Raw genomic sequence first — 11,951 nt, 5'->3', positions numbered from 1 at the left:
CGGTTCTAGTCTGCACAGACTCCCATCCAGCAGGGTGCAAGCATGCCTGGATCACCCCGCAAGGCTCGCCAGGAGCCGCCCCGCGCGCCGCGCCAGGACGGCGAAGCCACTCGTCGCCGGATACTCCTGGCGGCCGGCGAACTGTTCGCCGAGCGTGGCTACGCCGACACCACCAGCAAGGCCATCTGCCAGCGCGCGCAGTGCAACATGGCCGCGGTGAACTACCACTTCGGCAGCCGCGACGGCCTCTACCGCGCGGTGCTGCAGGACATGCACAAGCACCTGATCGGCTACGACCAGCTCGAACGACTGACCTGCGGCCAGCGCCCGGCCCGCGACAAGCTCGCCGACCTGATCGCGGCGCTGACCCTCAACGTCGCCAACGGCCAACGCTGGCAGGCGCGCCTGTGGGCCCGCGAGCTGCTGACGCCCTCGCCCTTCCTCTCCGAACTCATCGACCGGGAGGCCATGCCCAAGGTGCGCCTGGTGCTGGCGCTGCTCGGCGAGGTCACCGGCATCCCCGCCCAGGAGCCGGCGCTGCTGCGTTGCCTGTTCAGCGTGATAGCGCCCTACCTGACGCTGCAGGTGATCAGCCGGGAAATCCCCACGCCGCTGACCGGCCTGTTCGAACAGCCGCCGGAAGACCTCGCCCGCCACCTGCAGCTGTTCGCCCAGGCGGGGCTGGAGGCGGTGGCGCGGGATTATCGCGACGGGCGGCTGTAGTACGGCGCTGGCCGGCCTACAGCGCCGCCGGTGGGGCCCATCGCGGACGGAGTCCGCTCCTACGGTTCCAGGAAGCACGGCTTTTCGTAGGATGGGTTGAGCGAAGCGATACCCATCGCCATGGCGGGTCGGGCCCGGAGTGCTCGGGAACAGGTGCTCCGGGTTCGAACCCGGAACGCGCCTGGAATCACGGTCAAACGGCGGATAACGCCGTAGGCGTTATGCGCCCTACGCAATGCCCAACCATGACGTAGGGCGCATGACCGTTCGCGGTTATCCGCCGTTGGAAACAAAAAGGCCGCACCCCGGTAGGAATGCGGCCCTTTCTCGTCCAGCGCCGACGGGATCAGGCGGTAGCCCGTGCCTCGCCCTTGCGCTTGAGCAGGTAGCAGATGCCCATCAGCACCACCCATACCGGGATGGCGTACACCGACACGTCGATGCCCGGGATCTGCAGCATGATGCCGAGGATGAACACCACGAAGGCCAGGCACAGCCAGTTGCCGAACGGGTACCACAGGGCGCGGAAGCTGGTGCGCACGCCCTCGCGGTTCTTGGCGCGGCGGAACATCAGGTGGGCCAGGCTGATCATCGCCCAGTTGATCACCAGCGCCGCCACCACCAGCGACATCAGCAGCTCCAGCGCCTGGTGCGGGATCACGTAGTTGACCACCACGCAGGCCAGGGTGATGAAGGCCGAGACGCCGATGGCCAGCAGCGGCACGCCGCGGTCGTCGACCTTGGCGAAGGCGCGCGGGGCGTCGCCCTGCTCGGCCAGGCCGAAGAGCATGCGGCTGTTGCAGTACACGCAGCTGTTGTAGACCGACAGCGCCGCGGTCAGCACCACGAAGTTCAGCACGTTGGCCGCGACATCACTGCCCAGCAGCGAGAACACCTTCACGAAGGGGCTGCCGCTGTACGGGTCGCCGGAGCTGTTGATGCTCTGCAGCAGCGCGTCCCACGGGTACAGCGAGAGCAGCACGGCCAGGGCGCCGATGTAGAAGATCAGGATGCGGTAGATCACCTGGTTGATCGCCTTGGGGATCACCTTCTTCGGCTCCGCCGCTTCGGCCGCGGTGATGCCCACCAGCTCCAGGCCGCCAAAGGAGAACATGATGATCGCCAGGACCATCACCAGGCCGGAAATGCCGTTGGGGAAGAAACCGCCGTGGCTCCACAGGTTGCTCACCGAGGCCTGCGGGCCGCCGTGGCCGCTGGCCAGCAGCCAGATGCCGAGCAGGATCATGCCGATGATGGCGGCCACCTTGATGATCGCGAACCAGAACTCGGTCTCGCCGAAGGCCTTCACGTTGAACAGGTTGATGGCGTTGATCAGCACGAAGAAGATCGCCGCCGTGGCCCAGGTGGGGAACTCCGGCCACCAGAACTGGATGTACTTGCCGACCGCCGTGAGTTCCGACATGCCGACCAGGATGTACAGCACCCAGTAGTTCCAGCCGGACATGAAGCCGGCGAAGCCGCCCCAGTACTTGTGAGCGAAGTGGCTGAAGGAACCGGCGACCGGTTCCTCGACGATCATCTCGCCGAGCTGACGCATGATCAGGAAGGCGATGAAGCCGCCGATGGCGTAGCCGAGGATCATCGACGGGCCGGCGGATTGCAGTACACCGGCCGAGCCCAGGAACAGGCCGGTACCGATGGCGCCACCCAGGGCGATCAGCTGGATGTGGCGGTTCTTCAGGCCACGCTTGAGCGAGCCTTCATGCAGATGGGGGTGTCCATCCATTGCGGGGTTCCTCGGTAGAGGGGTTGGCATTTTTATCGTTATGGTGCGCGGGTAAGCGCGAAGACTAACGAAAAACGGGAGCCCGAGAGCTCCCGTTTTCGATTTTCAGGCCTGGCTTAGCGCGGGAAGGCCGGCGGGTTGACCCCAGCCATCTCTTCCATCACGCGGACCACCTGGCAGCTGTAGCCGAACTCGTTGTCGTACCACACGTACAGCACGACGCGGTTGTCGTTGCAGATGGTGGCTTCGGCATCGACCACGCCGGCGTGGCGGGAACCGACGAAGTCGGTGGAGACCACTTCCTGCGAGCTGACGAAGTCGATCTGCTTCTGCAGGTCGGAGTGCATGGCCATCTGGCGCAGGTACTCGTTGATCTCCTCGCGGGAGGTCGACTTGTTCAGGTTCAGGTTGAGGATGGCCATGGACACGTTCGGGGTGGGAACGCGGATGGCGTTGCCGGTCAGCTTGCCCTTGAGCACCGGCAGGGCCTTGGCGGCGGCGGTGGCGGCACCGGTCTCGGTGATCACCATGTTCAGCGGAGCGCTGCGGCCGCGGCGGCTGCCCTTGTGGAAGTTGTCGATCAGGTTCTGGTCGTTGGTGTACGAGTGAACGGTTTCGACGTGGCCGTTGACGATGCCGTACTGGTCATCGACTGCCTTGAGCACCGGCACGATGGCGTTGGTGGTGCAGGAGGCGGCGGAGACGATCTTGTCGTCGGCGGTGATGTCGCCATGGTTGATGCCATGGACGATGTTCTTCAGCGCGCCCTTGCCCGGAGCGGTGAGGATCACGCGGTCGACGCCCGGGCACTTCAGGTGCTGGCCGAGGCCGTCGGCGTCGCGCCACTTGCCGGTGTTGTCGACCAGCAGGGCGTTCTTGATGCCGTACTGGGTGTAGTCCACCGAGGACGGATCGTTGGAGTAGATCACCTGGATCAGGTTGCCGTTGGCGGTGATGGTGTTGTTGGCCTCATCGATGGTGATGGTGCCGTCGAACTTGCCATGCACGGAGTCGCGGCGCAGCAGGCTGGCGCGCTTGACCAGGTCGTTCTCGGCGCCCTTGCGCACGACGATGGCGCGCAGGCGCAGGCCGTCGCCGCCACCGGTCTTCTCGATCAGGATGCGCGCCAGCAGGCGGCCGATGCGGCCGAAGCCGTACAGCACGACGTCGGTGCCTTCGCGGGCGGCGCCGTTCTGCTTGCCGACCACGTCGGCCAGCTCGTCCTTGGTGAACTGCTCGATGCTGCGGCCGTTACCCTCGGCCTTGAACTTGGCGACCATCTTGCCCAGGTCGACCGAGGCGGCGCCGAGTTTCAGCTCGCTCATGGCCTTGAGGACGGGGAAGGTGTCGTGAACCGACAGCTCGGCTTCGTCGGCCAGGCGGTGGCGGGCGAAACGGTGCGCCTTGAGAATGTCGATCACCGAACGGTTGATCAGGCCACGGCCGTAGATCGAGGTCACCACGTTGTTGTTGCGGTAGAGCTGGCCGATCAGCGGAATCATGGCTTCCGCGAGGGCTTCACGATCGATCCACTCACCGAGACACTGGTCGGGCTTCTGATTCACGGGCATTACCTTCCACATGTAGGAGAAGAAAAAAGGGGCTACATTATGACGGTGCAGGCCATCGCCGGCAATCTGCAGCGCTGCAAAGACTGACAGCCGTCAATCGGGATAGTTACAATCCACCCGGTCAAATTTCCGACCGGAGCCCGCTACGCCCGTGTCCGTATTGCGTATTCCCGCCTTGCCGGCCGCGGCCGGCAAGCAAACCTGGGGCAACCTGCCCGGCGCCGCCCTGAGCCTGGCGGTGGCCGAGGCCGCCGCCCGGGCCAGCCGTTTCACCCTGCTGCTGACCACCGACAGCCAGAGCGCCGAGCGCCTGGAACAGGAGCTGCGTTTCTTCGCCCCGGACCTGCCGGTATTGCAGTTGCCGGACTGGGAAACCCTGCCCTACGACGTGTTTTCGCCGCACCAGGACATCATTTCCCAGCGCGTCGCCACCCTCTACCAGTTGCCCGAGCTGCGCCGCGGCGTGCTGGTGGCGCCCATCGCCACCGCCCTGCACCGCCTGGCGCCGGTGAAGTTCCTGCTGGGCGGCAGCCTGGTGCTGGACGTCGGCCAGAAGCTCGACGTCGAGCAGATGCGCCTGCGCCTGGAAGCCGCCGGCTACCGCTGCGTGGACACCGTCTACGAACACGGCGAGTTCGCCGTGCGCGGCGCGCTCATCGACCTGTTCCCGATGGGCAGCGAGCTGCCCTACCGCATCGACCTGTTCGACGACGAGATCGAAACGCTGCGCACCTTCGACCCGGAGAACCAGCGCTCCATCGACAAGGTGCAGAGCATCCGCCTGCTGCCGGCGCGCGAGTTCCCCCTGCGCAAGGAGGCGGTCACCGGCTTCCGCGGGCGCTTCCGCGAGCGTTTCGACGTCGACTACCGGCGCTGCCCGATCTACCAGGACCTGGCCAGCGGCCTGACCCCGGCCGGCATCGAGTACTACCTGCCGCTGTTCTTCGAGGAGGGCGAGACCTCCACCCTGTTCGACTACCTGCCCCAGGACACCCAGGTGTTCTCCCTGCCGGGCATCGAGCAGGCCGCCGAGCAGTTCTGGAACGACGTGCGCAGCCGCTACGAGGACCGCCGCTACGACCCCGAGCGGCCGCTGCTGCCGCCGGCCGAGCTGTTCCTGCCGGTGGAGGACTGCTTCGCCCGCCTGAAGAGCTGGCCGCGCGTGGTGGTCAGCGCCGAGCCGGTCGAGCCGGGCGTGGGCCGCGAGAGCTTCCCCGCCGAGCCCCTGCCGGACCTGGCCATCGAGGCCAAGGCCAGCGAGCCGCTGGCCCGGCTGCGCCGCTTCATCGAGGAATTCCCCGGGCGCATCCTGTTCAGCGCCGAATCCGCCGGGCGCCGCGAGGTGCTGCTGGAACTGCTGGCGCGGCTGAAGCTGCGCCCCGGCGAAGTCGACGGCTGGCCGGCCTTCCTCGCCCAGCCCGAGCGCCTGGCCATCACCATCGCGCCGCTGGACGACGGCCTGCTGCTGAGCGGCGAAGTCGCGCTGATCGCCGAGAGCCCGCTGTTCGGCCAGCGCGTGATGCAGCGCCGGCGCCGCGAGAAGACCCGCGACGGCGGCGAGAACGTCATCAAGAACCTCACCGAGCTGCGCGAAGGCGCGCCGGTGGTGCACATCGACCACGGCGTCGGCCGCTACATGGGCCTGATCACCCTGGAGATCGACGGGCAGACCGCCGAGTTCCTGGCCCTGGAGTACGCCGACGAGGCCAAGCTCTACGTGCCGGTGGCCAACCTGCACCTGATCGCCCGCTACACCGGCAGCGACGACGCCCTGGCGCCGCTGCACAAGCTCGGCTCCGAGGCCTGGCAGAAGGCCAAGCGCAAGGCCGCCGAGCAGGTCCGCGACGTCGCCGCCGAACTGCTCGACATCTACGCCCGCCGCGCCGCGCGCAAGGGCTACGCATTCAAGGACCCGCAGGCCGACTACGCCACCTTCTCCGCCGGCTTCCCCTTCGAGGAGACGCCAGACCAGCAGGCGGCCATCGACGCCGTGGTGGCCGACATGCTCGCCGACAAGCCGATGGACCGCCTGGTGTGCGGCGACGTCGGCTTCGGCAAGACCGAGGTAGCCATGCGCGCCGCCTTCGTCGCCGTGCACAGCGGCAAGCAGGTGGCGGTGCTGGTGCCCACCACCCTGCTAGCCCAGCAGCACTACAACAGCTTCCGCGACCGCTTCGCCGACTGGCCGGTGACCGTGGAGGTGATGAGCCGCTTCAAGACCGCCAAGGAAGTCGAAGGCGCGGTCGGCCAGCTCGCCGAGGGCAAGGTGGACATCGTCATCGGCACCCACAAGCTGCTGCAGGAGGACGTGCGCTTCAAGAACCTCGGCCTGGTCATCATCGACGAGGAACACCGCTTCGGCGTGCGCCAGAAGGAGCAGCTCAAGGCCCTGCGCAGCGAGGTGGACATCCTCACCCTCACCGCCACGCCGATCCCGCGCACGCTGAACATGGCCGTGGCCGGCATGCGCGACCTGTCGATCATCGCCACGCCGCCGGCGCGCCGCCTGTCGGTGCGCACCTTCGTCATGGAGCAACAGAACGCGGTGATCAAGGAGGCGCTGCTGCGCGAGCTGTTGCGCGGCGGCCAGGTCTACTACCTGCACAACGAGGTGAAGAGCATCGAGAAGTGCGCCCGCGACCTGGCCGAGCTGGTGCCCGAGGCGCGCATCGGCATCGGCCACGGGCAGATGCACGAACGCGATCTGGAACGGGTGATGAGCGACTTCTACCACAAGCGCTTCAACGTGCTGGTGGCCTCGACCATCATCGAGACCGGCATCGACGTGCCCAGCGCCAACACCATCCTCATCGAGCGCGCCGACAAGTTCGGCCTGGCCCAGCTGCACCAGCTGCGCGGGCGCGTCGGCCGCAGCCACCACCAGGCCTACGCCTACCTGCTGACGCCGCCGCGCAAGCAGATGACGCCCGACGCCGAGAAACGCCTGGAGGCCATCGCCAACGCCCAGGACCTGGGCGCCGGCTTCGTCCTGGCCACCCACGATCTGGAAATCCGCGGCGCCGGCGAGCTGCTCGGCGAAGGCCAGAGCGGGCAGATCCAGGCGGTGGGCTTCACCCTCTACATGGAAATGCTCGAACGCGCGGTGAAAGCCATCCGCAAGGGCGAGCAGCCCAACCTGGAGCAGCCCCTGGGCGGCGGCCCGGACATCAACCTGCGGGTGCCGGCGCTGATCCCCGAGGACTACCTGCCCGACGTGCACGCGCGGCTGATCCTCTACAAGCGCATCGCCAACCAGCTGGACGAGGACGGCCTGCGCGAACTGCAGGTGGAGATGATCGACCGCTTCGGCCTGCTGCCCGAGCCGGCGAAGAACCTGGTGCGTCTGACGCTCCTGAAACTGCAGGCGGAGAAGCTCGGCATCGTCAAGGTGGATGCCGGCCCCCAGGGAGGCCGGGTAGAATTCGCCGCCGATACCTGCGTCGACCCGCTGGTGCTGATCAAGCTGATCCAGAGCCAGCCGAACCGCTACAAGTTCGAAGGCGCGACCCTGTTCAAGTTCCAGGTGCCCATGGAGCGCCCGGAAGAACGCTTCAACACCCTCGAGGCGCTGTTCGAGCGCCTCGCGCCCAACGCATCCTGAAAGGACCAGTATGTTCCGCTACCTGCCGCTGCTGCTTGCCCTTATCGCCCCGGCGAGCTTCGCCGACGACCTCTACCAGGTCGAACTGATCCTGTTCCAGCAGGAAGGCGACGTCGTCTACTCCAGCCAGCCGGCGCCCGACGACTGGGCCAAGGGCGCCCAGCCGCTGGGCGAGGACGCCCGCCGGCCGACGGCGATGGACGCCCAGGCCAACAAGCTGGCCCAGGCCCAGGGCTACCACGTGCTGATGCACAAGGCCTGGAAACAGTCCATCGGCGACACGCCGGTGAAGATCGCCCTCAGCGAAGGCCGCCAGCAGGATGACCACTTCCCCGTGGAAGGCACCATCAGCCTGCGCCAGCAGCGCTTCGTCGACACCCAGGTGGACTTCTGGATCAACCAGTTCGGCGCCGACGGCCTGCTCGCCAACAGCCAGCACATGGTCCAGGACGTCAGCCTGAAGAACGACGTGCTGGCCTACCTCGACCACCCCAGCCTGGGCATGCTGATCCGCGTCAGCCCGCTCAACGCCAAGCCGACCACCCCGCCGCCGGCGGAAATGCAGGAAGAGGCGCCGGCCGGGCAACCGCAGCAACCCGCCCCGGAAGCCCCGGCCAACGGCGGCTTCGACGCCCCGCCGGCGAGCGAGCCAGACCAGCAGTAAACGCAAAGGGGGGCAGCATGCCGCCGTTCATCGAGCACCTGCGACGCATTCCCTGGCGCCGCCTGTTCCCCAGCGTCACCCTGGTCCGCGGCGAAGCCTACGCCCGCGAGGGCCGGATACAGATCACCCGCCTGACCGAGCGCACGCTGGACAGCGTGTGCGATGGCTCGGGCAGCAATCGTTACCGCCAGCGCATCGGCCTTTCCGCCAGCGGCGACACCCTCGAGTGCCAGTGCGATTGCCCGGTCGGCTTCGACTGCAAGCATTGCGCGGCGGCGCTGCTGCACCTGCTGGAAGGCCTGTCCCCCTCGACCTCCGCGGAGCCCGCGCCAGCCGCCCGCCCACCCCAGAGGACCGCCACCGAGCTGTCCTACGACCTGCAGCACTGGCTGAGGAAGCTGCCCGCCGTCCTCAGGGAGCAGCCGCCCGGCACGGCGATGCACGAGTCGCCCCTGTACTACCGCCTGACCAAGAGCGGCCGAATACTGATCCACACCGCCGCCCATACAGCAGGCGGCAAGCTCCAGGGCTACCTGCGCATCTCCTCGATAACCCAGAGCCTGCCCTGCGTGGATGCCGTGGACCAGCAAATCCTGGTCCGCGCACTGGACGCCCCGGGCACCCAGCCCCACACCAGCGAAATAGCGCTCAAGGGCCGCAAGGGCGCCGAGCTGCTGGAGCTGATCCTGCGCAGCGGGCGCCTGTTCCTCGACCTGGGCCCGCCGGCCAGCCAGTTGCTCGCAGGCCCGGAACTGCCCGCTCGGCTCGCCTGGCGCAGGGACGAGTACGGTGACTACAGGGTCGCCTGGGATACCGACGCCGAGCCCCGGCCACAACTGCTGACGCAACTGACGCCACCCTGGTACCTCGACCGCAAGAACCTGCGCGTGGGCCCGCTGCACCACGGCCTGCCCGAGGCCCTGGCCAGCTATCTGCCGAGCGCACCGCCGGTGAGCGAGGAAGAGGCCATGCTGTTCGCCCTGCAACTGAAGGAACTGGCGCCCCAGGCGCCCCTGCCGGTGAGCTACGCGGAGCAGCGCCTGGAAGACGTCCGCCCCGTTCCCCACCTGTACCTGACCAGCCTGACCCAGCGCTCCTACAGCAGGGAACGCTATGGCTTCGTCGAGGAGCTGCGCCACCTCGCAGCCCTGGACTTCGCCTATCAAGGGCAGCGGGTGCATGGCCCTGCGCGCAAGGACCAGCCGATCCGCTTCCACGTCGATGGCAGCTTCGTCACCATCGAGCGCCAACCCAAGATCGAGCAGGCCTTGCGCAAGAGCTTGCAGAAGCTGGGCCTGGAGAAACTCGGCAAATACGACACTCCCCGCCAGTTGGAGTACAAGTCCGAAGTCTTCTCGGCGGATGCCGAGCGCTGGCCCGCGGTTCTCCGCGGCCTGCCGAAACTGCGCGAACAGGGCTGGGTGGTGGAGATGGCCGACGAGTTCCTCCTCGACTTCAGCGAAGTCGAGGACTGGTTCGTCCACATAGAGGAAGAGGCCGGCAACGCCTGGTTCGACCTGGAACTGGGCATCCGCGTCGACGGCCAGGAAGTCAGCCTGCTGCAACCGCTGCTGGAACTGCTCCGCCAGCGCCCCGAGGCGCTGCGTGATGGCGCAGCCAACGCCCCCGGAGCCGAGCTGCCCATACGGCTCCACGCGCATCGCCAGGCCGACGGCAAGCCGCTGAAGGTCAGCCTGCCGCTGGAGCGGGTCAAGGCGATACTGCAGGTTCTGGAGGGGCTGTACCTCGCCAGCCCGGAAAACAACGGCGACAGCCTGCGCCTGTCGAGCGCCGACGCCGGGCTGCTCGCCCCGCTCGACGAACATCCCCTGCACTGGCAGGGCGGCGAACGCCTGCTGCGCTTCGCCAAGCGCCTGCGCGACCACCACCAGCAAGCGTGCCGGCCCCCCGAGGGCCTGCGGGCCGAGCTGCGCCCCTACCAGTTGCAGGGCCTGGCCTGGATGCAGGCGCTGCGCGAACTGGAAGTGGGCGGCATCCTCGGCGACGACATGGGCCTGGGCAAGACGCTACAGGTGCTTGCGCACGTTCTCACGGAAAAACGCGCCGGGCGCCTGGACCGACCGGCCCTGGTGCTGATGCCCACCAGCCTGGTGGCCAACTGGCAGGACGAGGCACAACGCTTCGCCCCGGACCTGCGCGTGCTCACCCTGCACGGCAGCGACCGCCACAAGGGCTTCAATGAGCTTGACCGGTACGACCTGCTGCTCAGCACCTACGCCCTGCTGCCGCGGGACATCGAGGCGCTGAGCCGGCAGCCGCTGCACCTGGCGGTGTTCGACGAGGCGCAGTACCTGAAAAACGCCAGCAGCAAGTCGGCCCGGGCCGCGGCGAAGCTCGACGCCCGCCAGCGCCTGTGCCTGACCGGCACGCCGCTGGAAAACCACCTAGGCGAGCTCTGGGCGCTGTTCGACCTGGTCATGCCCGGCTGGCTGGGCGATGCGCGCAGCTTCGCCCGCCTGTACCGCACCCCCATCGAAAAGGCCGGCGACAGCCAGCGCCTGGCCCACCTCAACGCCCGCATCAAGCCCTTCCTGCTGCGGCGCAAGAAGGAACAGGTGGCCAACGAACTGCCGCCCAAGAGCGAGATCACCCACTGGGTGGAACTCAGCGACGTGCAGCGCGACCTCTACGAAACCGTGCGCCTGGCCATGGACAGCAAGGTCCGTGCGGAAATCCAGCGCAAGGGGCTGGCACGCAGCCACATCGTGGTCCTCGAAGCCCTGCTCAAGCTGCGCCAGGTCTGCTGCGACCCGCGCCTGCTGGACCAAACCCTGCCGGCGGCGGGCTCGGGCAAGCTCGCCGGCCTGCTGGAAATGCTCGACGAACTGCTGGAGGAAGGCCGCCGCGTGCTGCTGTTCTCGCAGTTCACCTCGATGCTCGAACTGATCCAGGCGGAGCTGGAGCAACGCGGCATCCCCTACGCCCTGCTCACTGGCGACACCCGCGACCGCCGCCAGCCGGTGGAAGACTTCCAGCAGGGCCGCGTGCCGCTGTTCCTGATCAGCCTGAAGGCCGGCGGCACCGGCCTCAACCTCACCGCCGCCGACACCGTGATCCACTATGACCCCTGGTGGAACCCGGCGGTGGAACAGCAGGCCACCGACCGCGCCTACCGCATCGGCCAGGACAAGCCGGTATTCGTCTACAAGCTGATCGCCCGCGGCACCCTGGAAGAGAAGATCCAGCAGTTGCAGGCCAGGAAAGCAGCGCTGGCCGCCGGCGTATTGGAAGAAGGCAAGGACAGCGGTCTTCAGCTGCAGGACAGCGATATAGACGCCCTCTTCGCGCCCCTGCCGAAAGCCTGACCTGCCGCACGATTCTCATGTAGGAGCGCGCCCTGCGCGCGAAATCGCGGGCAGGGCCCGCTCCTACAGCCGCCGGGAGGCATGGCGTTCCATTGTAGGAGCGGACCTTGTCCGCGATAACCGGACCTCCCGGCGCGATTCGCGGATAAGATCCGCTCCTACGGGTACGCCCTCACACCATACGCGCGCCCTGCGCGCGAAATCGCGGGCAGGGCCCGCTCCTACAGCCGCCGGGAGACATGGCATTCCATTGTAGGAGCGGACCTTGTCCGCGATAGCCGGACCTCCCTGCGCAATTCGCGGATAAGAGGTACGCCCT

The 11,951-nt window shown here is 67.5% G+C and carries 6 protein-coding genes; 4 read left to right on the top strand and 2 right to left on the bottom strand.

Annotation, left to right across the window (positions count from 1 at the left end):
* The first annotated feature begins 42 nt into the window (after nucleotides 1-42).
* The gene (locus QSJ95_RS27595; protein WP_285646732.1) at nucleotides 43-723 is read left to right on the top strand and encodes a TetR/AcrR family transcriptional regulator; all 681 of its coding nucleotides are present in this window, start codon (nucleotides 43-45) and stop codon (nucleotides 721-723) included.
* A gap of 346 nt (nucleotides 724-1,069) precedes the next feature.
* On the opposite strand, the gene QSJ95_RS27590 is transcribed toward QSJ95_RS27595, so the two are convergent.
* Together QSJ95_RS27590 and QSJ95_RS27585 are read right to left on the bottom strand one after the other, a co-directional pair.
* Nucleotides 1,070-2,470, bottom strand: coding sequence for an amino acid permease (locus QSJ95_RS27590; protein WP_058071953.1), 1,401 nt, complete (start codon nucleotides 2,468-2,470; stop codon nucleotides 1,070-1,072).
* 116 nt (nucleotides 2,471-2,586) lie between these two features.
* Nucleotides 2,587-4,053, bottom strand: coding sequence for a glyceraldehyde-3-phosphate dehydrogenase (locus QSJ95_RS27585; RefSeq protein ID WP_043267306.1), 1,467 nt, complete (start codon nucleotides 4,051-4,053; stop codon nucleotides 2,587-2,589).
* A 139-nt stretch (nucleotides 4,054-4,192) separates the two neighbouring features.
* Between QSJ95_RS27585 and mfd the strand changes: the two genes are divergently transcribed.
* From mfd to QSJ95_RS27570, 3 genes are read left to right on the top strand one after another with little or no spacing between them, the layout of a single operon-like run.
* The gene (mfd, locus tag QSJ95_RS27580; RefSeq protein WP_285646731.1) at nucleotides 4,193-7,642 is read left to right on the top strand and encodes a transcription-repair coupling factor; all 3,450 of its coding nucleotides are present in this window, start codon (nucleotides 4,193-4,195) and stop codon (nucleotides 7,640-7,642) included.
* Nucleotides 7,643-7,652: 10 nt separating this feature from the next.
* Nucleotides 7,653-8,306 carry a CsiV family protein gene (locus QSJ95_RS27575; RefSeq protein ID WP_009621368.1) on the top strand — a complete coding sequence of 218 codons (654 nt, stop codon included), beginning with the start codon at nucleotides 7,653-7,655 and terminating at the stop codon, nucleotides 8,304-8,306.
* Nucleotides 8,307-8,323: 17 nt separating this feature from the next.
* Nucleotides 8,324-11,632, top strand: a complete 3,309-nt coding sequence (locus QSJ95_RS27570) for a DEAD/DEAH box helicase (protein WP_285646730.1) — start codon at nucleotides 8,324-8,326, stop codon at nucleotides 11,630-11,632.
* Nucleotides 11,633-11,951 lie beyond the last annotated feature (319 nt).

Source organism: Pseudomonas sp. NBRC 100443, assembly GCF_030268185.1.
Lineage (GTDB): Bacteria > Pseudomonadota > Gammaproteobacteria > Pseudomonadales > Pseudomonadaceae > Pseudomonas > Pseudomonas citronellolis.
Note: the sequence above shows the minus strand (reverse complement) of the source record. Positions and strands in the feature narration are given on the sequence as shown.